At 70.3% G+C, this 20,617-nt stretch carries 20 protein-coding genes; 7 read left to right on the top strand and 13 right to left on the bottom strand.

Going from position 1 to position 20,617, the window contains the following annotated elements:
* Nucleotides 1-22 precede the first annotated feature (22 nt).
* From ACWDEN_RS18085 to ACWDEN_RS18075, 3 genes are all read right to left on the bottom strand, one after another.
* Nucleotides 23-1,072, bottom strand: coding sequence for an endonuclease/exonuclease/phosphatase family protein (locus ACWDEN_RS18085; protein ID WP_450859629.1), 1,050 nt, complete (start codon nt 1,070-1,072; stop codon nt 23-25).
* 187 nt (nt 1,073-1,259) lie between these two features.
* On the bottom strand, nt 1,260-1,889 hold the full coding sequence (locus ACWDEN_RS18080) for a TetR/AcrR family transcriptional regulator (protein WP_351604523.1): 630 nt from the start codon (nt 1,887-1,889) through the stop codon (nt 1,260-1,262).
* Nucleotides 1,890-1,975: 86 nt separating this feature from the next.
* Complete coding sequence (locus ACWDEN_RS18075) at nt 1,976-3,562, bottom strand: MFS transporter (RefSeq protein WP_351604525.1); 1,587 nt, start codon at nt 3,560-3,562, stop codon at nt 1,976-1,978.
* 224 nt (nt 3,563-3,786) lie between these two features.
* Between ACWDEN_RS18075 and panB the strand changes: the two genes are divergently transcribed.
* Nucleotides 3,787-4,653 carry a 3-methyl-2-oxobutanoate hydroxymethyltransferase gene (gene panB / locus ACWDEN_RS18070; protein WP_351604527.1) on the top strand — a complete coding sequence of 289 codons (867 nt, stop codon included), beginning with the start codon at nt 3,787-3,789 and terminating at the stop codon, nt 4,651-4,653.
* A gap of 77 nt (nt 4,654-4,730) precedes the next feature.
* Here the strand turns inward: panB and ACWDEN_RS18065 are convergent, their stop codons facing one another.
* Entirely contained in the window at nt 4,731-5,087 is a 357-nt protein-coding gene (locus tag ACWDEN_RS18065) for an ATP-binding protein (RefSeq protein WP_351604529.1), read from the bottom strand.
* Nucleotides 5,084-5,308: a hypothetical protein gene (locus ACWDEN_RS18060; protein ID WP_351604531.1), complete on the bottom strand. Its 225-nt coding sequence runs from the start codon at nt 5,306-5,308 to the stop codon at nt 5,084-5,086. The genes ACWDEN_RS18065 and ACWDEN_RS18060 overlap by 4 nt, the downstream gene beginning before the upstream one ends.
* Before the next feature lie 112 nt (nt 5,309-5,420).
* On the opposite strand from ACWDEN_RS18060, the gene ACWDEN_RS18055 reads away from it, so the two are divergent.
* Nucleotides 5,421-6,284: a helix-turn-helix domain-containing protein gene (locus tag ACWDEN_RS18055; RefSeq protein WP_351604533.1), complete on the top strand. Its 864-nt coding sequence runs from the start codon at nt 5,421-5,423 to the stop codon at nt 6,282-6,284.
* Complete coding sequence (locus ACWDEN_RS18050) at nt 6,256-6,543, top strand: DUF397 domain-containing protein (protein WP_450859628.1); 288 nt, start codon at nt 6,256-6,258, stop codon at nt 6,541-6,543. The genes ACWDEN_RS18055 and ACWDEN_RS18050 overlap by 29 nt, the downstream gene beginning before the upstream one ends.
* A gap of 64 nt (nt 6,544-6,607) precedes the next feature.
* Here the strand turns inward: ACWDEN_RS18050 and ACWDEN_RS18045 are convergent, their stop codons facing one another.
* From ACWDEN_RS18045 to ACWDEN_RS18035, 3 genes are all read right to left on the bottom strand, one after another.
* Nucleotides 6,608-8,545, bottom strand: coding sequence for a S53 family peptidase (locus tag ACWDEN_RS18045; protein ID WP_351604537.1), 1,938 nt, complete (start codon nt 8,543-8,545; stop codon nt 6,608-6,610).
* Between the two features lie 284 nt (nt 8,546-8,829).
* Nucleotides 8,830-9,465: a DUF305 domain-containing protein gene (locus ACWDEN_RS18040; RefSeq protein WP_351604539.1), complete on the bottom strand. Its 636-nt coding sequence runs from the start codon at nt 9,463-9,465 to the stop codon at nt 8,830-8,832.
* Entirely contained in the window at nt 9,465-10,136 is a 672-nt protein-coding gene (locus tag ACWDEN_RS18035; RefSeq protein WP_450859627.1) for a DUF3105 domain-containing protein, read from the bottom strand. The genes ACWDEN_RS18040 and ACWDEN_RS18035 overlap by 1 nt, the downstream gene beginning before the upstream one ends.
* A 151-nt stretch (nt 10,137-10,287) precedes the next feature.
* Here ACWDEN_RS18035 and ACWDEN_RS18030 point away from each other — a divergent pair, with 151 nt between their 5' ends.
* Together ACWDEN_RS18030 and ACWDEN_RS18025 are read left to right on the top strand one after the other, a co-directional pair.
* Complete coding sequence (locus ACWDEN_RS18030; protein WP_351604543.1) at nt 10,288-10,731, top strand: RrF2 family transcriptional regulator; 444 nt, start codon at nt 10,288-10,290, stop codon at nt 10,729-10,731.
* An 86-nt stretch (nt 10,732-10,817) separates the two neighbouring features.
* The gene (locus ACWDEN_RS18025) at nt 10,818-11,864 is read left to right on the top strand and encodes an FAD-dependent monooxygenase (protein WP_351604545.1); all 1,047 of its coding nucleotides are present in this window, start codon (nt 10,818-10,820) and stop codon (nt 11,862-11,864) included.
* Between the two features lie 16 nt (nt 11,865-11,880).
* Here ACWDEN_RS18025 and ACWDEN_RS18020 read toward each other — a convergent pair whose 3' ends face one another.
* Entirely contained in the window at nt 11,881-13,071 is a 1,191-nt protein-coding gene (locus ACWDEN_RS18020) for a globin domain-containing protein (RefSeq protein WP_450859626.1), read from the bottom strand.
* A gap of 305 nt (nt 13,072-13,376) precedes the next feature.
* Between ACWDEN_RS18020 and glnA the strand changes: the two genes are divergently transcribed.
* Both glnA and ACWDEN_RS18010 read left to right on the top strand, forming a co-directional pair.
* Complete coding sequence (gene glnA / locus ACWDEN_RS18015) at nt 13,377-14,738, top strand: type I glutamate--ammonia ligase (RefSeq protein WP_351604548.1); 1,362 nt, start codon at nt 13,377-13,379, stop codon at nt 14,736-14,738.
* Between the two features lie 761 nt (nt 14,739-15,499).
* Nucleotides 15,500-16,210 (top strand): hypothetical protein, encoded by a 711-nt coding sequence (locus tag ACWDEN_RS18010; protein WP_351604549.1) that lies wholly within the window; start codon nt 15,500-15,502, stop codon nt 16,208-16,210.
* A gap of 314 nt (nt 16,211-16,524) precedes the next feature.
* Here ACWDEN_RS18010 and ACWDEN_RS18005 read toward each other — a convergent pair whose 3' ends face one another.
* The 4 genes from ACWDEN_RS18005 to ACWDEN_RS17990 are packed head-to-tail and all read right to left on the bottom strand — an operon-like array spanning nt 16,525 to nt 20,040.
* Nucleotides 16,525-16,821: a hypothetical protein gene (locus ACWDEN_RS18005; protein ID WP_351604551.1), complete on the bottom strand. Its 297-nt coding sequence runs from the start codon at nt 16,819-16,821 to the stop codon at nt 16,525-16,527.
* 54 nt (nt 16,822-16,875) lie between these two features.
* Entirely contained in the window at nt 16,876-17,895 is a 1,020-nt protein-coding gene (locus ACWDEN_RS18000) for a TolB family protein (RefSeq protein ID WP_351604553.1), read from the bottom strand.
* Entirely contained in the window at nt 17,892-19,151 is a 1,260-nt protein-coding gene (locus ACWDEN_RS17995) for an MFS transporter (RefSeq protein WP_351604555.1), read from the bottom strand. The genes ACWDEN_RS18000 and ACWDEN_RS17995 overlap by 4 nt, the downstream gene beginning before the upstream one ends.
* Before the next feature lies 1 nt (nt 19,152).
* Nucleotides 19,153-20,040, bottom strand: a complete 888-nt coding sequence (locus ACWDEN_RS17990) for an alkaline phosphatase family protein (protein ID WP_351604557.1) — start codon at nt 20,038-20,040, stop codon at nt 19,153-19,155.
* Nucleotides 20,041-20,617 lie beyond the last annotated feature (577 nt).

The raw sequence follows: 20,617 nt of genomic DNA, 5'->3' as shown, positions 1-20,617 counted from the left end.
TCAGGCCCAGTATTCCAAGGGGTTACGCCGACGTGTCCAGCTTCACACGGGCAGCCACCGGAAGGTGGTCGCTGCCGGTGCGCGGCAGCGTCCAGGAGCTCTCCGGCTCCACACCCCTGACCATGATCTGGTCGATCCGCGCCATCGGGAACGACGCCGGCCAGCTGAACCCGAAGCCGCTGCCCGCCGCGCCCTGCGTGGAACGCATCTGGGAGGTGACGGCGTTGAGCGAGCGGTCGTTCATCGTGCCGTTCAGGTCGCCGAGCAGCACCACCCGCTTCAGCGGCTCGTCGGCGATGGCCTCGCCGAGCGCGTCGGCGCTCTTGTCGCGCTGCCGGGCGGTGAACCCGGCCTCCACCTTCACCCGCACCGAGGGCATGTGGGCGACGTAGACCGCGACGGGGCCCTTCGGCGTGGTGATGGTGGCGCGCATGGCGCGCGTCCAGCCGAGCTTGATGTCCACCGCCTGCACATCGCTCATCGGGTACTTGCTCCACAGGCCGACCGTGCCCTCGACCCCGTGGTACCTGTACGTCGGCGCGAGCGCCTTCTCGTAGGTGGACACGGCCGTCCCCGGGACCTCCTCCATGGCCAGCACGTCGGCGCCGGAGGCGGCCACCTCGCGGGCCGTCGCGGCGGGGTCGGGGTTCTCGGCGTTGACGTTGTGGGTCGCCACCATCAGGTCGCCGCCCGAGCCCGTCTTGTCGGTGAGCAGCCCGCCGAAGAGGTTCAGCCACACGACGGCCGGGAGGACCACGGCGATCAGCGCGGTCGCCGACCTCCGCAGCAGCCCGAGGAGGAAAAGGACCGGGATCGCGAGGCCCAGCCACGGCAGAAACGTCTCGGTGAGGCTGCCGAGGTTGCCCACCCGGTTCGGGACGCGCGAGTGCACCAGCATCACCAGGGCGAGCAGGAGGGCGAGGACCGCGAGGATGATGCCCCGGCGCCAGATGCGTGGGTCGCCGCGCCAGCCGGCGAGCAGGCGGTGCACCAGGCGCCGAAGCCGGGATCCGGGTCGCTCGGGCCCCGAGCCGCCGTTGTCCGTCTCCGTCATGTACGCCTGCTGCGCCATACCGTCTGCCTCACTGCCTGCCGTGCACACCGTCGTCCCCCCGTGTTCTTCCGACCCTAGGGGATGATCGGTTCCGTTCCCGCCGTCCCATGACGGCCGTACGGAAGACGAGGACGAACGAGTCGGGGCAGGGAGTTCCGGTTACCCCCGAAACCGTGGGGTCTGTGACAGAACGCGCACATGAGCGCTACGAGGCTGTCGAGCTGACGGGCCGTAGGCCTTCCAGGAGGGAGTCGACCATCTGCTCGGCCAGGCCCTCGGGCAGTGCGCCGTCGCGGCGCAGGACGGAACGGACGAGCATGGGGCCGACGAACATGTCGTTGGCCAGTTCCAGGTCGATGTCCGCGCGCAGTTCGCCGTTGCGCTGTCCGCGGCGCAGGACTTCGAGACCGAGGGCGCGCCGGGGCTCGACGACCGCGGCGTGGTACGCCGACCAGATCCTCGGGCTGGACTTCATCTGGGCGTAGACGTTGTGCAGGATCGCGGAGGAGCGGCTGACCAGGCCGCGTTGGCGCAGCGACTCCAGCAGGGCGACCAGGTCGTCGCGCATGGAGGTGCCGGGGAGTACCGGGTCGGGGGGTTCGGCGGCGCGCATGACGTCGACGAACAGCTCCTCCTTGCCGCTCCAGCGGCGGTAGATGGTGGCCTTGCCGACCCCGGCCGTGCGCGCGACGCGCTCGATGGAGAGTTCGGCGAGCGGTACGCCGTCCTCCAGGAGCTTCATCACGCCTTCCAGAATGGCCCGTTCCACGGCCTCGCTGCGGGGGCGTCCCCGCACGGGCCCGTCCGGTCGCGGCCGGCTCTCGGCAAGGCTCACGTCGTCCGTCCTCTCACTGTGCTGCGGGAATTGTCCCGCAGCGGCCTCCTTCCCCCGTGTACGACCGTGGCACGGCCGCGGCCGCGTCAGTCCGCGGCCGCGACCAACTCCGCCTCCTGCTCGCCCGCTTGAGCGGCCGGCGGCTTGCCGGGCAGGAACAGGGCCGTCACCACGGTGCCGATGAGCGCGACGCCCACTCCGCACAGCGCGGTGACGTGCATGGCGTGCAGGAACGCGTCGTCGGCCGGCGTGACCAGGGCCTTGCCCTGCGGGCCGAGCTTGCCGGCGATGCCGAGGGTGGCCTCGATGGACTCGGCCGCCTTGTCGCGCAGGGCGGGCGGCAGCATGCCGAGCTTGCCGTCGATGCCGTTGCGGTAGGAGGTGGCGAGCACCGAGCCGAGCACGGCGATGCCGAGCGCGCCGCCGACCTGGCGGAAGGTGTTGCTGAGCGCGGAGGCGGAGCCGGCCTTCTCGCGCGGCAGCGCCTGCATGATGACGACCGAGGTCGGCGTCATGATGTGCGCCATGCCGGTGCCCATGAGGAAGAAGACGACCTCGAGCATCCAGATCGGCGTGTCGGCCTCGAAGCCGGCGAACGCGGCCAGCGTGGCGGCGATCAGCAGCAGGCCGGCGGTGGTGGTGGCCTTGTTGCCGAACCGGTCGACCAGCAGCCGGGCGCGCGGCGCGAAGATCAGCTGGGCGCAGGCGAGCGGCAGCATCAGCACACCGGACTCCAGCGGCGAGTAGCCGCGCACGCTCTGGGTGTAGAAGACACCGAAGAACGTGACGCCCATCAGCGCGAAGAAGACCAGCGCGATGGCGGTCATGGCGGCCGAGAAGACCTTGTTCCGGAAGTAGGTGACGTCGAGCGACGGGTGGTCGCTGCGCTTCTCGAAGACGACGAAGCCGGCCAGGACGACGAGACCGGCGACGATGGTCGCCAGCACCTTGGCGTCGGTGAAGTCGGCGAGTTCGCCGCCCTTGATGATGCCGTAGACCAGCAGGACCAGTCCGACGACGGACAGGACGACGCCGACGGGGTCGAGGCGGCCGGGCTTCGGGTCGCGGGAGTCGGGCACCAGCCAGGTCATCAGGACCAGCGCGACGATCACGATCGGCACGTTGACGAAGAAGACCGAGCCCCACCAGAAGTGGTCGAGGAGCGCGCCGCCGGTGATCGGCCCGATGGCGATGGCGAGGCCGACACCGCCCGCCCAGATGCCGATGGCCTTGGGCTGCTCCTCGCGCTCGAAGACGTTCATCAGGACGGCGAGGGTGGCGGGCATGACGAAGGCGGCACCGAGGGCCATCAGCGCGCGGTAGGCGATCAGCTGGCCCGGCGAGCCGGACTCGGCGGCCAGCATCGAGCCGATGCCGAACACGGCGATGCCGCCCAGCAGCACCTTCTTACGGCCGAGACGGTCGCCGATGAGGCCGGCGGTGAACAGCAGGCCGGCGAAGACGAGGGTGTAGGCGTTGATCGCCCACTCGATCTGGCCCTGGGTGGCGCCGAGGCCGGTCGGCGCGGGGCTGGAAATGGTCTTGATGGCGACGTTCAGGATCGAGTTGTCGAGCACCACGATCAGCAGGCTCAGCATCAACACGCCGAGGATCGCCCAGCGGCGCCGGTGCACGGCTTCCGGTATCCGGGAGGCAGGGACGGGACTTGTCATGTGTTCGAGCCTACGGGCATTCCGATACGGAACGGTCTCGTATCTTGCTTCTTTACCAAGGCCTTACACAGCTCGTGCATGGCTCGCGTCCGGCAGGGGCGCGGATCGGCCACGGGTGTGGATCACAGCGGACCCCCCTGGCCCTGACTGGCACGAGGTGCCACCATGGAGACGATCCGGGGACGCCGTCAGGGCGCCTCGAGATGACTGAAGGAGCCGTTGCCATGACGCAGCTTTCGGCTGCCCAGCACAAGCCTTCCGACGGCAGCAAGGCGCTGTACGGGGGGAAGGGCACCCGCCGCATCACCGTCCGCGACATCACCCTCGCCAAGGAACGCGGCGAGAAGTGGCCCATGCTCACCGCCTACGACGCGATGACCGCGTCCGTCTTCGACGAGGCCGGGATCCCGGTGATCCTGGTCGGCGACTCGGCGGGCAACTGTCACCTCGGGTACGAGACGACCGTGCCCGTCACCCTCGACGAGATGACCATGCTGTCGGCGGCCGTCGTACGCGGCACCCAGCGATCCCTGATCGTCGGCGACCTCCCCTTCGGCTCCTACCAGGAGGGCCCGGTGCAGGCGCTGCGCTCGGCGACCCGGCTGGTGAAGGAGGCGGGTGTCGGCGCGGTCAAGCTGGAGGGCGGCGAGCGCTCGCACGAGCAGATCCGGCTCCTGGTCGAGTCCGGCATCCCGGTCATGGCCCACATCGGCCTGACCCCGCAGTCCGTGAACGCGATGGGCTACCGCGTGCAGGGGCGCGGCGAGGAGGCGGCCCAGCAGCTGCTGCGCGACGCCAAGGCCGTACAGGACGCCGGCGCCTTCGCCGTCGTCCTCGAACTCGTCCCGGCGGAGCTGGCGGCCGAGGTGACGCGGGTGCTGCACATCCCGACGGTCGGGATCGGCGCCGGGCCCGAGACGGACGCGCAGGTCCTGGTCTGGACCGACATGCTCGGGCTGACCTCCGGCCGGGTGCCGAAGTTCGTCAAGAAGTACGCCGATCTGCGTGAGGTCATGGGGAACGCGGTGAAGTCGTTCGCCGAGGACGTCGTCTCCGGGAGCTTCCCGCTGGAGGAGCACTCCGTCCACTGAGCCATTGCGGAAACACCCGGGCAGCCCGCCGATCTTCCCCCGTCGGCGGGCTGCCGCCCGTCTGGCCGACGGTGCTGTCAGAGTTCGCACCAGACCGTCTTGCGGCCCGGTCCCTGGTCCACGCCCCATCGATCGGCCAGGGCGTCGATCAGGGCCAGGCCCCGCCCGGACTCCTCCGCCTGCGTCGCGGACCGCAGGACGGGCAGGGTGCGCGGGGCGGGGTCGGTCACCTCGATGCGGGTACGGCCGTGATCCGCGGGCGTACCGATGACCCGTACGGTCACCGGTGTTCCCTCGCCCAGGTGGTCGATGACGTTCGTCAGTAACTCCGTCGCGCACAGCCGGACGTCGTAGCTGTGTTCGCGGAGCCGGTGACGCAGCTCGGGCGCGGCCTTCGGTGTGGCGAGCAGGCGGAGTTCGAGCACCGTCCTCACCGGCCCGCCGCCTTCCTGAGGGCGGCGGCCAGCGCCCGTGCCGTGGCCGTGTCGCAGTTCCCGAGCGTGACGAGTCCGGCGGACCGGCCGTATCTACCCGCGAAACTCGGCAGATCCACGCGGAGCGACGGGAGCGTGATGCCGTGCAGGGCGAGGGCCGAGCGGAGTTCCTCCACGCAGAGGGTGACGTCGTAGGCAGTGGGGGAGCGGTGGTCGGGCATGAGGGGTGGCCGCCTTCTGTGCGTTGTGTGACGAACTCCTCACAGACTGTCCGCCTGCTGGCTACCGTAAAAGCGGTTTCGCGTTCGCGACCGGGGCAGCGAAAGGTGAACGATGGCACGGCGCAAGGACATCGACGGCTCGATGAGCGTCCCGACCTTCTACGGCAAGGAGTTGCGGTGGAAGAGGGAGGCGGCGGGCCTGTCGCTGGAGGCGTTCCTCGAAGGCAGCTTCTACGGCAAGACGTACCTCAGCGACATCGAGCGCGGGGAGCGGAGGATGCCGCTCGACCTGGCCCGGCATGCGGATCGGGTGCTGAAGACCGACGGGTTCTTCGAGCGGAACTGTGAGGATGTGCGGAAGGCGCGGCGAGGGCCGCATGCCGCGTACTTCGAGAAGGTCCTGGAGGCCGAGAAGTACGCGGAATCCATTGAGGAATGGTGTCCCATCACCTTTCCTGGGCTGCTCCAGACGGCGCCGTATGCACGAGCGCTGGTCCGCTCGGCCCACCCGGCGACCTCCGACGAGTGGGTCGAGGAGAAGGTGACCGCCCGGCTCGCTCGTGCCCGCCTCTTCGAGGAGGACCACTCCACCCCGGAGTACTGGGCGATCCTGCACGAGTCGCTGATCACGGACCCGATCCTGCCACCACTGGAGACGGCCGAGCAGTTGGACCGGGTCGTGGCATTGGCCGAGCGGCGCCGGATCACACCACAAATCGTTCTGCGGACGTGCGGTGCGTATCCCCTGATGGCCGCCTCCATCAAGGTCATGACGTTTCCGGACGCGCCGCCGCTGCTCTACATCGAGGCGTCGTACAGCGGGGACACCATCGACGATCCGGCCCTCGTGAAGCAATACCGCAAGGCATACGATCGGCTCAGGGCCGTCGCGCTGTCACCAGACACGTCCCTCGCCATGATCAAGGCAGCGGCAGAGGATTACCGAAATGGCAAGCAACCGGATCGACTTGAGTGACGCTCTCTGGTTCAAGAGCAGCTACAGCAATGGTGACGGCGGGGATTGCGTCGAGATCGCGAGCGACTTTCCAGGCGCCGCCCTCTGGCGAAAGTCGAGCTACAGCAACGGTGACGGCGGCAACTGCGTCGAAGTGGCCCCCAACATCCCCGCCCTCGTCCCCGTACGCGACTCAAAGGTCCCCGGCGGCCCGGTCCTCCTCCTCACCCCCACCGCCTGGGCCCCCTTCATCACCGCACTGAAGTCGAAGTCCGCGTAACGCAAAGGGGGCGTGAGGTCACCAGGACCCCACGCCCCCCGCTCCTCAGCGGAGCGTCAGCGCGTCAGTGCTTCTTGTACGACTGCACGTAACCGTTCGCCGGCGAACCGACGCCCGTCACGTCGTCGTAGCCCTTGACCGCCGACAGGGAGCTGTCCTTGCCGAGGCTGCGGACCGAGTACAGCAGGCCGCCCGACGCGTCGAGGCCGTTGGCGAAGTCCACGCGGGCGACCGCCAGGCCGGAGCCGGTCGGGTTGTCCGTGACGTCGTGGAAGACGCCCTTGCCGTACTTGGCGTAGATCGTCGGGTTGGCGAAGCCGATCGCCTTGCCGCCGTGCGCCTCCTGGGCCAGGGCCTGGACCGCCGCGATGACCGGGGCGGCGAGCGAGGTGCCGCCGATGCGGTACTCGCTGTACTGCTGCGAGCCGTCCGAGAAGGTCTGGGTCTGGCCGACCAGGAAGCCGGTGTTCGGGTCGGCGATGGCCGCGATGTCCGGGACGACGCGGTTGCCGTCGGCGCTGTTGGCCTTGGCGAGCGAGTCCGGGACGACGCCCTTCTGGTAGTACGGCTCGGCGACCGTCTTGCTGACGCCGCCGCCCGCGCCCGAGGTGAAGGCGCCGGGGAAGTTGGTCCAGCTCTTGCCGTCGGCCGAGAGGGTCGCCTTCTGGGTGCCCCAGCCGGTCTCCCACTCGTACGTGTTGCCCTTGCCGACGGCCAGGGACGTACCGCCGACCGCCGTGACCCACGCCGAGTTGGCCGGGGTGTCGACCTGCTTCGTACCGGTGTTGGCGACCTCGTCGCCGTTGTCACCGGAGGAGAAGTAGAAGCCGATGCCCTGGACCGCGCCCAGCTGGAAGACCTGGTCGTAGGCGGCCGCGAGGTCCGGCGTCTGGCTGGCCTCGACGTCGCCCCAGGAGTTGGAGACGATGTCGGCCAGGTGGTTGTCGACGACCTTGCTGAGCGAGTCGAGCAGGTCGTTGTCGAAGCAGGACGCGGCGCCCACGTACGTGACGTCGGCGTCCGGCGCGACCGCGTGCACGGCCTCGACGTCGAGGGTCTCCTCGCCGTACCAGCCCGCGGCCTTGCATTCCTTGATCTTGGTGTAGTTGTTCGGCAGCGCCTGGTGCAGCTGGCCGGTCTTCCAGGCCGCGTCACCGTGCTTGACCGCGTACGTACCCGCGTCGAAGGCGATCGTCGGGGAGGCGTAGGCGTCGGTGATGGCGACGCGGACGCCCTTGCCGGTGTAGTCGCCCGCGCCGTAGGCGGCGCGCAGCTGCTTGCCGGTGTAACCCTTGATCGCGTACGGGATCTTGCCGCCGTACGCGTCCGGCAGCGTCGTCGCGATGTTCGAGCCGTAGTACGAGGAGAACGGCCCGGAGTTCTTGAACACGGCGTCCGGCGGCGGAAGCTGGTCGTCGTGGTTGGCCATGTGCGGGGCGTTGTCCAGGCCGGTGACGGTCAGGACGGCGCCCTTCAGGCCCTCCGGCACGGTGGCCGTCTGCGCCGGGGCGTGGTAAGTCGCCGAGCCCTTGGCGTAGTTGTGCAGCTGGGTGCCGAAGGCCTTCTCGGCGGCGGCCACGTCACCGGAGACGGCGACGTAGTGCTGGGTGACCTCGGTGACCTTCAGGCCGGCCGACGTCAGCCAGGACTTGACGGCGGCCACCTGGGCCTTGGTGGCCCCGAACTGGGCCTGCGCCTTCTTGGCGCTCAGGTACTTGCCGTACAGCGGCGAGCTGGGGTCGGACACGGCCTTGGCGTAGGCGGCGAGGCCCGCCGCGTCCTTGCCGGCGAAGTAGACCCGGGCGTTCACCGGGGCGCTGTTCGCGGTCGCGCCCTTGTCCGCCTTGGCCGTGGCCCACAGCGGCTTGGTGCCCTTCAGTGCGGAACGAGCGGGGCTGTCCGCGGCGTGTGCCGCGGGTATGCCCAGCGCCAGCGCGCCGGCGACCATCGGCAGTGTCGCTGCCATGCTCACGGCGCGCAGCTTGGCGCGGTTGGATCTCATAGAACCCCCTGCGATGCGGTTCGCATGCATGTAGTGGTCGATACGTCATGCATCCGCGTGCCGGCCCGCGGCGGTTCGGCCGGCCCTGTGGATCACACGATGGGGGTCACTCTTTCGATGAACGGTTCATGCCAGGGGAACGGAAAGGTCAAGAGAAGCCCAAGTAGCCGTCACGTAGGGCGAATTGCACCTTTCGTACCTCACGGTTGCGTAACGGAAGTGTGTGGCCGCTGTTCACGAACCACCCGTTCACCGTTCACCCATCGCTGCTCACGAACCGCTGGTCACGAACGCGGCGCGGCGCCCCGCTCCTTGAGCATCCGGGCCATCACCTGGAGCTCGGACTGCTGCGCGTCGACCATGCCCTGCGCGAGCCGCTTCTCCACGCCGACGGTGCACTTGGCGACGCAGCCCTCCGCCATGTGGATCCCGCCCTTGTGATGGTCCGTCATCAGCTGCAGGTACAGGATCTCGGCCTGCTTGCCGCTCAGCGACTGGAGCTTCCTCAGCTCCGTGTTCGTCGCCATGCCCGGCATCAGCGAGCCGTCCCCGCGCTCGGGCATGTCGCCCATGCCCATCCAGGCCATGGGCGGCTTCTCCGACACCTTCGGCAGCTCCCACAGATCCAGCCAGCCGAGCAGCATGCCGCGCTGGTTGGCCTGCGTCTGCGCGATGTCGTAGGCGAGCCGCCGCACTTCCTCGTTCTTCGTGCGGTCCCGGACGATGTACGACATCTCGACGGCCTGCTGGTGGTGCACGGCCATGTCCCGCGCGAACCCGGCGTCCGCCGACTCGGCGGCCGGCGTCTGCACGGCGGAGGTGCCGCCCGTGTTCTCGGCGACGGCGTACGTGATCGCGCCGGCCGCGACGAGCAGCGCCGCCGCGGCCCCGGAGATCCAGCCGACGTGCCGGCGCTTCACTACATCGCCCCGCTGGTGCAGGCGGCGCCCGGCTCCGGGGTCTGCGGGCCCTGGACGTAGGCGCTGAAGAACTTGTTCACCTCGGGGTCGTTCGCGCTCTTGACGGCCACCTGGTGGCCCCAGGCCGACAGGATCAGCGGCGCCGCCTGGTTCTCGTACGGGCTCATCAGCGAGTACGGCGTCTTCTTCACCTTCGCCGCCAGCGCGTCGACGTCGGCCTTGTTCGCCTTGCTGGTGTACGTCACCCAGACCGCGCCGTGCTCCAGCGAGTGCACGGCGTTCTCGTCCTGCAGCGGCTTGGTGTAGACGGTGCCGTCGCAGGTCGCCCAGATCGGGTTGTGGTTGCCGCCGACCGGGGGGTGCATCGGGTACGACACCTTGGCCGTCACGTGCGTCCGCGCCAGCTTGCCGCTCCAGGCCTGCACGCCGTCCTTGCCGGTGGTCCAGTGCCCGGAGTCACCGGAGGAGCTCTTGGAGTCGCTCGCGCTGTTCTTCTTGTCGCCGGACTGGGACTTCACGAGGACCATGCCACCGACCACGAGGCCGGCGACGACCACCACGCTCGCGGCGATGGTGAGCGCGCGGTTGCGGCGCTCGCGCGCCCGCTCGGTACGGCGCATCTCCTCTATGCGCGCCTTGCGCGCCGCGCTGCTGTTCTTGGCGGAACCCATGAGGTGTCCTTCTGGGGAAAGGGACGGCAACGGGAAGGGTGGGGCCCGCCGATCGTAATGGGGAGGGGGTCGGCTTCCGCAGCGAGGTCCCGGCAAAGAGCTGATCGACGGATAATTTGAATCGTGGATGCGCATTACCTACGCTCGCGGTATGCGGCTCCTGCGCTCCACCGACCTGGCCCTGCGCGTCCTGATGCGACTGGCCGTGGCCGCCGACGCCACGCCCACCACCCGCCAGGTCGCGGCGGACATGGACGTGCCCTACACGCACGCCGCGAAGGTCGTCGCCGAACTCCAGCACCTGGGACTCGTGGACGCCCGGCGCGGCCGGGGCGGCGGCCTCGCCCTCACCACCGAGGGCCGTACCGCCTCGGTCGGCTCGGTGGTGCGCACCTTCGAGGGCGACGGCGACGTGGTCGACTGCGAGGGCCCGACTCCGTGCCCCCTGAACTCCGGCTGCCGCCTGCGCGGCGCCCTGCGCCGGGCCCAGGAGGCCTTCTACGCCGCCCTGGACCCGGTCACGGTCGCCGAGATCGTCGCCGAGCCGACGGGCCCGCTGCTGCTGGGGATCTCGCGGGGGCCGCGGGGCGACTGACGCCCGTGTCCGAAAGACGGTGTTGATCACCGGGCAGACCTGATGAAGGCTGGTCCCCGACTCGAACACGACGACGGGGGTACGTCATGAAGGTCCTCATCTCCGGCGCGAGCGTCGCCGGTCCCGCCCTCGCCTTCTTCCTGCACCGCGACGGCCATGAGGTGACCGTGATCGAGCGCGCCCCGGCGCTGCGCGACAGCGGCTACGCCGTCGACTTCCGGGGCGCGGCCTTCGACGCGCTGGCGGACCTGGGCATCCTTCAGGAGGTGCGCGGGCACGCCACCGGGATGCGCGGCACCGACCTGCTGGACGCCGACGGCAACCGCGCGGGCGAACTGCCCGCCGAGGTCTTCGCCGGTGAACTGGAAGTGCCCAAGCGGGAGTTGACCCGCATCCTGCACGCGCGCACGGCGGACGCGGTGCGCTATGTCTTTGCCGACTCGGTCGATGCGATCGAGCAGGACGCCGACGGGGTCCGGGTCGGCTTCGAACGCGGCGCCCCGGACACCTACGACCTGGTCGTCGGCGCCGACGGCCTCTACTCCGCGGTGCGCCGGCTGGTCTTCGGCCCGCACAGCGAGACGGTCCGGCACCTCGGCGTGTCGGGCGTCGGCTTCACCGCGCCGAACCGGCTGGGCCTGGACCACCGGGGCGCGCTGTGGCAGACCCGGGGCCGGACGGTCTACGCCTTCAGCGCGGCCGACCCGGAGCGGATGTCCGTCAGCCTCTCCTTCGCCAGCGACTCGCCGAAGCTGGACCTGCTGGACCGCCCGGAGCAGGAGCGGATCACCCGGGAGCGGATGGCCGGCGCCGACTGGATCGTGCCCCGCCTGCTGGACGACATGTCCGCCGCCGAGGACCTCTACTTCTCCTCCGCCTGTCAGGTCCACCTCGACCACTGGTTCGAGGGCCGGGTCGTGCTGGTGGGCGACGCCGGCTACTGCGCCGCCCCCACCTCGGGCATGGGCACCTCACAGGCCCTGATCGGCGCCCGCGCTCTCGCCCGGGAACTCGCCGGGTCCGGAGACGACCACACCAAGGCCTTCGCCGCCTATGAGCAGGAGCTGCGCCCGTACGTGGCGGAGAACCAGGAAACCGGCCGCGAGGGCGCCCGCCGCTTCGGCGCCGAGTGATCCGGCGGCCGTAGGGCTAGGCCTGGGCCAGCCACAGGTCGGGGCCGAACACCTCGTAGTGGATGTCGGCCGGGGCCACACCCTTCTCGATCAGCTGGGTGCGCACCGCGCGCATGAACGGCAGCGGGCCGCACAGGTACGCGCGCGTGCCGGCCGGTACGGCGATGCCGGCCAGGTCGACCAGGCCGGTGCGGGTGCCCGGCTCGGCGTCCCGCTCGTAGAAGAAGTGCACGGAGGCGTCCGCGAGCTTCCCGGCGTACATCTCGTGGTCGGTGCGCAGGGCGTGGCCGGCGGGGGTGCGGTCGCCGTGGACGACGGTGACCGGGCCGCCGTGGCCGCCCGCCGCGAGGTCGGCCAGCATCGCGATCATCGGGGTCACACCGATGCCGGCGGAGGCGAGCAGCAGGGGGGTCCCGGCGCCGTCGGCGTCCAGGACGAGGTCGCCGTACGGCTCGGACAGGCCGAGGACGTCACCGACGTGCACGCGCGCGTGGAGGTGGTTCGAGACCTCGCCGTCCGGCGTCGCGTCGCCGCCGGTCACCCGCTTGACGCTGAACTGGCGGAGCGACTCGCCGGGCGCGCCGGACAGGCTGTACTGCCGTATCTGCCGGGCGCCGTCGGCCAGCTCGACCTGGACGGAGACGTACTGGCCGGCGCGGAAGCCGCGCACCGGGCCGCCGTCGGCGGGCCGCAGCCGGAAGGTGACGACGTCCGCCGTCTCCTCGATGCGCTCCACGACCTCCCAGGGCCGGCGCTCGGTGCTGCCGCTCTCCTCGTACAGCCGCTTCTCGATGGCGATGAGCGCGTTCGCCATCAGCCAGTAGACCTCGGTCCAGGCGGCGGCCACCTCGGGGGTGACGGCCTCGCCGAGGATGTCGGCGATGGCGGCGAAGAGGTGCTCGTGCACGATCGGGTAGTGCTCGGGGGCCACGCCCAGGGAGGCGTGCTTGTGGGCGATGCGGCCGAGCATCGCGTCCGGCCGCTGGTCCGGGTGGTTCACCAGGTGCGTGGCGAAGGCGGCGATGGATCCGGCGAGGGCCTGCTTCTGGGCGCCGGAGGCCTGGTTGCCGCGGTTGAACAGGTCCCGCAGCAGTTCGGGGTGGGCGGCGAAGAGACGGGCGTAGAAACGCTCGGTGATCTCGCCGATGGCCGCGCCGACGGCGGGGAGAGTGGCGCGGACGGTGGCTGCGGACTGTTCGGACAGCATCGGAACTCCAATCGGCTCAGCTGATCAGAACCGTAGGAAAAGTTGCATCTGAGATGCAAATTAAACGGCCGTGGCATCGGTCACGCCTTCAGCGAATCGGCCATTACGGATATCGGTCCGAGCAGGCAAGATGGGCGACACGGCAGTACAGCTGCCGTACGAGAGGCGTTCAGGCCGAGGACGCATCCGCGATCAAGGTCCGCAACGCGCATGAAATGGTGTTGTGGTGGGATGCTCAGGTGCCCGACCGCCTCCCGCGGGACGGGGGACAGGCGGCCTGACCAGCAAGGATGGGGTAGCGGAAGATGGACAAGCAGCAGGAGTTCGTGCTCCGGACGTTGGAGGAGCGCGACATCCGGTTCGTACGCCTGTGGTTCACGGACGTGCTGGGCTTCCTGAAGTCCGTCGCCGTGGCCCCTGCCGAGCTGGAGCAGGCCTTCGACGAGGGCATCGGCTTCGACGGCTCGGCCATCGAGGGCTTCGCCCGTGTCTACGAGTCCGACATGATCGCCAAGCCGGACCCCTCCACCTTCCAGGTCCTGCCGTGGCGCGCGGAGACCCCCGGCACCGCCCGCATGTTCTGCGACATCCTCATGCCGGACGGCTCCCCGTCCTTCGCGGACCCCCGCTATGTGCTCAAGCGCGCCCTGGCCCGCACCTCCGACCTGGGCTTCACCTTCTACACCCACCCCGAGATCGAGTTCTTCCTGCTGAAGGACCGCCCGCTGGACGGCTCCCGCCCCACCCCGGCCGACAACTCGGGCTACTTCGACCACACGCCCACCAACGTCGGCATGGACTTCCGCCGCCAGGCGATCACCATGCTGGAGTCGATGGGCATCTCGGTGGAGTTCTCCCACCACGAGGGCGCGCCGGGCCAGCAGGAGATCGACCTGCGCTACGCCGACGCGCTCTCCACGGCGGACAACATCATGACGTTCCGCCTGGTCATGAAGCAGGTGGCGCTGGAGCAGGGGGTGCAGGCGACCTTCATGCCGAAGCCCTTCTCCGAGCACCCGGGCTCCGGCATGCACACCCACCTGTCCCTCTTCGAGGGCGACCGCAACGCGTTCTACGAGTCCGGCGCCGAGTTCCAGCTCTCCAAGGTCGGCCGCTCCTTCATCGCGGGCCTGCTGCGGCACGCGGCGGAGATCTCCGCGGTCACCAACCAGTGGGTGAACTCCTACAAGCGCATCTGGGGCGGCTCCGAGCGCACGGCCGGCGCCGGCGGCGAGGCCCCCTCCTACATCTGCTGGGGCCACAACAACCGCAGCGCCCTGGTCCGCGTCCCGATGTACAAGCCCGGCAAGACCGGCTCGGCCCGCGTCGAGGTCCGCTCCCTGGACTCCGGCGCCAACCCCTACCTGGCCTACGCCGTCCTCCTGGCCGCGGGCCTGAAGGGCATCGAGGAGGGCTACGAGCTCCCGCCGGGCGCCGAGGACGACGTCTGGGCCCTCTCCGACGCCGAGCGCCGCGCCATGGGCATCGAGCCCCTCCCGCAGAACCTCGGCGAGTCCCTGACCCTCATGGAACGCAGCGACCTGGTCGCCGAGACCCTCGGCGAACACGTCTTCGACTTCTTCCTGCGCAACAAGCGCCAGGAGTGGGAGGAGTACCGGTCCGAGGTCACGGCCTTCGAGCTGCGGAAGAACCTGCCGGTGCTGTAGGGGCAGGTCAGGGCGGGTTATCGCCGAAACGATCCCTTGGGGCCGACGGTCGCGGACCGTCGGCCCTGTGCGTCTCGCGGGTGCCGGGCCGTCTCTGGGTCGTCGGAACTGATACTCACCGTGCCGTAGCCGCGTCCCATGCGGCCCCGAGAGTCTGCTCAGGGCTGCAGCAGGGGATCCCCTGGCGTTGCCAGAGCGAGGCCGAGCGCTGTCAAGACTTTCACCGCCGCCTCGATCAAGCCCCGGCTGCGCTTCGCTCTGCCGGGCGCGCTTCCCGGCTCCGCTGCGGGCGACGCTCCTGCCTTCGGCCCGCTCCGCCCGCACTGCGCCGACGCGCGCCCACTGGTGGACAGGGCCGGTGGCCATGAGTCGATCGCCGCGTACGCGACGGTCAGAGCAGTGCCTCCGGCGCGGGATCGGCCGGCACTGTCCACTTCCTCACAGCCGTTCGTACAGTGGCGCGCTCCACCTGGACGCCAGGAACCACGCCCGCTCCACGGTGTGTGGGTCGACGGCGTACGGGATGGGAGCTGGGGCGGGTGTGGGGGTTGCGGCGGGCGCTTACGCCGAGCAGTTCCGACCAGATCCGCCGCGCACAGCAAATCCACAGAAAATGGCCTATTCGGAAGATGCCGGCTAGTCCGATTTATTGATCTACAAGCGCGTTTTCCCACCATCGGACCGATGCTCCGATGCGCCCAGGTCAAGCTCCGCATGTGGCCTCGGGGATCACCCGGGACTTAGTAGCAAGGAGCACCCAGATGAGTCCTGAGTACAGGACGACCTCCCAACTCGGGTCAGCCGGTCACGGCGGCTTCAACAGGGTCCGCAGGCTCGCCGCGATCACGACGGCGGTGACAGTCGCGGTAGGGGCCCCCGCGGTGGCGGTGGCCGCCACCGTAACGTCCCAGACAGGCGTGGCATACGCCGTCGATCCCCACTGCGACCACGACAAGCCTCGCCAACGGGGGGGCGAAGACGACTGCGACACCACCCATCCGAAACCCACCGTCACCGTAACGAAGACCGTAACCGCGACCGCAACGGTGACCGCGACCACCACGGCGACCGCAACCGTGACCGCGACTGCGACTGCATGCGGCACCGGTGTCGATTCGACGAAGCCGAACGGCATGGAGCAATTCCTCGCCGCCCTCGTCAATGGGGTGCCATTCGCCGGCAGGCGTCCCAACACCAACACCAACCCGGACAGCCCGAACATCGTCTCGGGCCCGGCCAATGCGGCCGGCTGGACCGACCTCAGCACGATCACCGGATTCCCCACGAACTCCCCGGTCTGCGGCGTCTCGGTCGACGCTCAGGGCAGTGACGCGTTCTACAAGATCATCACTCAGGGCGGCTCTGTCTACACGCTGCATTGCGCGGCCAACGGCACCACGCTCGTATGTCCCGCCCCAGCGCAGGGAATGACGCCTCAGTCTCAGTGGACTGCGGTGACACCCCAGCCCTGATCGGCATAAGTCACAACGAGTAACTGCAGGCCCCCCGGAACGAGCGGCCCCTGGCCGGCAGAGCAGCAGGGCAGGGGCTGTCACGCCCGTCGACCGGGGCGGCCGTCGCGGAGGGCTGCGACCTGCTCGCGGACGGCGGGGGTGATGACGTACGTCACAGCCTCGCCGCGTCGCAACCGTCCTGACCGGGCGTCTTGGTCACGGCCTTCGAGCTGCGGAAGAACCTGGCGGTGCTGTAGGGGCAGGCCGGAGCAGGCGTTCACATCGGCCCGCAACAGGCGGCCCACCCCTCGGGGCGAGCCGCCGCTTGCTTTTCACCGCCAGTCCGAGACCGAGACCGAGTTCGAGTCCTGGGCGGAGTCGGAGCGGGCCTGCTGGGAGCGTTCGGGATGGACGTGTGGGCGGTTGGTGCAGGCGTCGTGCACCGAGCTGCCCGTCCACGGTGCGGTGAGCGGGACGATCCCGAGGGCCGTCTCGCAGAGTTTGTCCGGGGACAGGGGGCGGCCGGCGATGTTGATGCGGCCGCGGGTGCCGTCGCTGTCGGCGTGGGCGGGGGCGGCGAGCGCGAGACCGGCGGCGGTGAGCGCTGCGAGAGCGGTGATCTTCTTCACGCCCTGGTCAACGAGACCGAATCGGCCCAGGTCACGCGGCTGCTGACGGTGCGGTTATCCGATGTACGCCGGTGACACCGCGGCCGTGGTGATCCGCCGCGCCGCCCCCGAGCCGTCCGCCGGCACCTCGTACAGATCGGCGCCGTAGTCACCGGGCAGCGCGTACACGACCGTACGGGCATCGCGCCACACCACCTGGTCGTCGACGCTCCTGCGCTCGGCCAGCGGAGTCTCCCGCATGGTGCGCAGGTCCAGGACGTACAGATGCCAGGGGGCGTCCTTGGGCAGGCCCTTGACCCGCTTCTTGTAGGCGATCCGCGTGCCGTCGGGCGAGAGGGACGGGCACTCGACGTTCGCGTGCAGGGCGGTGACCGTACGGGCGCGCAGGTCGCCCCGGACAAGGTACGTACTGCCCTGGGTCGCCAGCGTCGCGTAGAACGTGCGATCGTCGCTCGCGAACGTCACGCCCCAGAAGTTGGCGTCCGCCGCGTGATACGTGTGCCCGTCCTTCACGATGCGGAAGGCCTCCAGGGAGGAAATCAGCGCACCGCTCCTCGTGTCCACGATCGCCGCACGCGTGGAGAAGTTCGTCCCGGCGTACGAGTCACCGCCCACGAACGCCGTCCAGGCCGCGAAGTGACCCGTCGGCGAGACCCGGGCGCGGGAGGGGATGCCCGGGACGTCATAGCGGTGCACGGTCCGCAGACGCGCGTCCAGGATCAGCGCGCGATAGGTGTCCGAGACCGGGCCGTGCACGGCCTGCAGACAGACACCGGTGCCCGAAGCGGCGTAGAAACGCAGGCACTTGACCCCGGACGCCGTCCGCGCCCCCGACGGATCGACGGCCGGAACGCCGACGAGCTCGTCCCGGTGCGGCCCCCACGCCATGTTCCGGAACACCATCCGCCCGTGCCCGGTCAGTGTCACCGCCCCCGCCGTGACCCGCGGACCGCCCGCCTGCACCTGGTCACGCCGGTCCGCCCGGGCCGAGGCGTGCAGCACGGACGCCACCCCCACCACCGCGAGCACGGCGACGGCGGCGACCAGGATCAGGACGCGGTTGCGTACGGTCATGCGGGCACCGTTCCCTTCGGGCGCAGGGTGAGGGAGAAGACGGCGCACGCGGCCAGCGCCACCGCCGCGCCCGCCAGCGCCGCCCGGTCGCCCCACACCGTCCAGGCCGCGCCGAACAGCAGGCTGCAGGCGAACCGGGCCGCGGCCTGCCCGGTCTGCACGAGGGCCAGCCCCGACGAGCGCAGCGCCTCCGGCACCCCGTCGGAGGCCGCGGCCATCAGCACGCCGTCGGTGGCTGCGTAGAAGGCGCCGTGCAGGGCGAGGACGACGTACGGCAGGGCCGAGCCGTGCCACGCCGTGAGCAGCGACGCGTACGCGAGCAGCAGGGCACCGTGTCCGCCCACGAAGACCGCCCACCGGCCCACCCGGTCCGCGAGCCGCCCGAGCGGCACCGCCAGCAGCAGGAAGGAGGCGGCCGTACCGAGCGGCAGCAGGGCGAACCAGCGGTCCGGGACGCCGAGGCGGCGCTGCAGCAGCAGATACACGAACGCGTCGCTGACCGTGGCCAGCCCCAGCAGCAGCGCGCACACCGCGATCCGCCGCAGCCCCCGCCGTCGCAACAGCCCCACCGCACCCCGCAGGGTGGGCCGCTCGTCCGTGCCGGCACCACCACGCCCGCCCGGCACGAACAGCACCAGCACCAGGACCCCGAGCACGGCGACACAGAAGCTGACCGTGAACACCGCGTCGTACCCGTCCACCGTCGCCCGCAGGATCAGGAAGGCCACCAGCGGTCCGAGCAGTGCACCGGCCGTGTCCATGGCCCGGTGCACCCCGAAGGCGCGCCCCCGGGTCTCCGCCGTACTGGACAGCGAGATGAGGGCGTCCCGGGGCGCGGTCCGCAGCCCCTTCCCCGTGCGGTCGGCGGCGAGGACCAGTCCGATCGGAGTCAGCGAATGAGCAACCAGCAGCAACGGCTTGCACACGGCCGACACCGCGTACCCGAACCCGGCGACCCACTTGTGCCGTCCGCCACCGCGGTCGGCGAGATGCCCGCCCACCAGCCGTACGACCGCCGAGAACCCGTTGTAGACGCCGTCGAGCAGCCCGAACCCCAGCGGCGACAGACCCAGCCCGGTGACCAGGTACAACGGCAGTACGGCCGTGACCATCTCGGACGACACGTCCGTCACCAGACTGACCGTTCCGAGCGCGAGCACGGTCGGGGCGATCGCGGCACGGCGCCGCCCGGCCAGTGGCCGGACGGCACCGTCCGCGGACGCCGGCGTGCTTGCGCGGCTGTCCGCTACGTACACGTCAGGACGCCCAGATGCCGGTGATGTCCTTGGCGGAGTCCGCGTTGCCCGCGTGCGAGGTCAGCCCCTGGCTGTCCTCGAGGGTGCGCAGCAGGTCGTAGTGGTTGTAGGTGGTGGAACTGGACGACCCGGCGGCCACCGGCTGCCCGTACAGCACGGTCGGGATCCGGTTCCCGCTCAGCCGGTTGTCCTCGTCGAAGGTGATGACGAGCAGGCTGTTGTGGGTCTTGGCCCAACTCGCATAGCCACCCAGGTTGTTCTTCAGCCAGGTGTCACCGGTGGACACCGAGCAGTCGTGCATGTCGCTGCACAGGTTGGGGACCACGTACGACATCTGGGGCAGCGTCGAGTAGTCCGTCGGGAACTGGTCGAACGTCATGGCGCTGTCCGTCGGCACGTTGCTGAACCCGAACCACGGGTTGTGCTTCTGGGCGTAGTCGCCGCTGCTGCACGTGGTGTCGCCCTGGCCGGGCAGATCCTCGTTGTAGCTGGCCCAGGTACGGCCGGCGTCGATCACCTCGGACGCCAGGTTGGGCGCCGAGGAGAAACCGGGCGTGACACAACTGTCGTCCGTGATGCCCTGGGTGTCGCCGGAGAACATCGCGTAGTAGTTCGGCTGGCTCGGGTGGGTCTCGGCGTACGACTGCGTCAGGTTGGCACCTCCCGACTTCAGCGAGTTGATGTACGGGGCGCTGGAGGAGCCGATGACCTGGCTGTACGCGTGGTTCTCGAAGACCACGACGACCACGTGGTCCGGGCTCGGCACGGCGCCCGCGGCGTGCGCGGACTCTGCGCCGATCCCGGTCCACAGCCCGAACGCGGCCGCGGCGAGGGCGGCTGTGGACGCCACGACGGTACGGGCACGGCGGTACACGGAACTGCCGGACACATCAACCTCCGGTGTGGGGGGCGGGGCGGGGCTGGCGGTGCGGACAGAGCATGCACACGCCAACATTCCCGCGCCGCACGGCATCCAACCGGGAGAGTGAAGAGCGGATGAACGGCCGGGGTCCGGACCCGTGGCCGCAGCCGCGCACGGCGGGAAGGGACGTGCCGGGCGGCGTCCGCCCGCAGCCACGGCACCCCCACACGGGCCGCCGCAGCCAGTGGGACCACACACCCGCAGGGCCCCACGCACCCGAACCCGCCCGTCACTGCCCATGAACCGTCACGGCACCCCACACCCGAACCCGCTCCACCCCCGCAGGGCCCCGCAGCCGTGGGGAAGCCACGCCCCGCCCCCGGCCCGCGCCGGGCAGGGCCCACGCAACCGGCACGGCACCACGCGCCCGAACCCGTTCCACCCGCGCAGGGCCCACGCACCGGCACGGCACCCCACACCCGAACCCGCCGAACCCGCCCCCGCCCGGCAGGCCCCACGCCCCCGCCCCCCCGCCCGGCAGGCGCTCGCACCAGAACCCACCCCGCCCCCGACCCCACCCCCACCCCCACCCCCACCCCGAACC

It is taken from the genome of Streptomyces sp. NPDC001153, from assembly GCF_053598315.1.
Note: the sequence above shows the minus strand (reverse complement) of the source record. Positions and strands in the feature narration are given on the sequence as shown.

Coding starts and splice junctions, on each gene's coding strand:
- ACWDEN_RS18045 (WP_351604537.1), bottom strand. CDS start 8,545: ATGAGATCCAACCGCGCCAAGCTGCGCGCCGTGAGCATGGCAGCGACA.
- ACWDEN_RS18085 (WP_450859629.1), bottom strand. CDS start 1,072: ATGGCGCAGCAGGCGTACATGACGGAGACGGACAACGGCGGCTCGGGG.
- ACWDEN_RS18010 (WP_351604549.1), top strand. CDS start 15,500: ATGAGTCCTGAGTACAGGACGACCTCCCAACTCGGGTCAGCCGGTCAC.
- ACWDEN_RS18025 (WP_351604545.1), top strand. CDS start 10,818: ATGAAGGTCCTCATCTCCGGCGCGAGCGTCGCCGGTCCCGCCCTCGCC.
- ACWDEN_RS18060 (WP_351604531.1), bottom strand. CDS start 5,308: ATGCCCGACCACCGCTCCCCCACTGCCTACGACGTCACCCTCTGCGTG.
- ACWDEN_RS18000 (WP_351604553.1), bottom strand. CDS start 17,895: ATGACCGTACGCAACCGCGTCCTGATCCTGGTCGCCGCCGTCGCCGTG.
- ACWDEN_RS18075 (WP_351604525.1), bottom strand. CDS start 3,562: ATGACAAGTCCCGTCCCTGCCTCCCGGATACCGGAAGCCGTGCACCGG.
- ACWDEN_RS18035 (WP_450859627.1), bottom strand. CDS start 10,136: ATGGGTTCCGCCAAGAACAGCAGCGCGGCGCGCAAGGCGCGCATAGAG.
- panB (WP_351604527.1), top strand. CDS start 3,787: ATGACGCAGCTTTCGGCTGCCCAGCACAAGCCTTCCGACGGCAGCAAG.
- ACWDEN_RS18050 (WP_450859628.1), top strand. CDS start 6,256: ATGGCAAGCAACCGGATCGACTTGAGTGACGCTCTCTGGTTCAAGAGC.
- ACWDEN_RS18030 (WP_351604543.1), top strand. CDS start 10,288: ATGCGGCTCCTGCGCTCCACCGACCTGGCCCTGCGCGTCCTGATGCGA.
- glnA (WP_351604548.1), top strand. CDS start 13,377: ATGGACAAGCAGCAGGAGTTCGTGCTCCGGACGTTGGAGGAGCGCGAC.
- ACWDEN_RS18020 (WP_450859626.1), bottom strand. CDS start 13,071: ATGCTGTCCGAACAGTCCGCAGCCACCGTCCGCGCCACTCTCCCCGCC.
- ACWDEN_RS18055 (WP_351604533.1), top strand. CDS start 5,421: ATGGCACGGCGCAAGGACATCGACGGCTCGATGAGCGTCCCGACCTTC.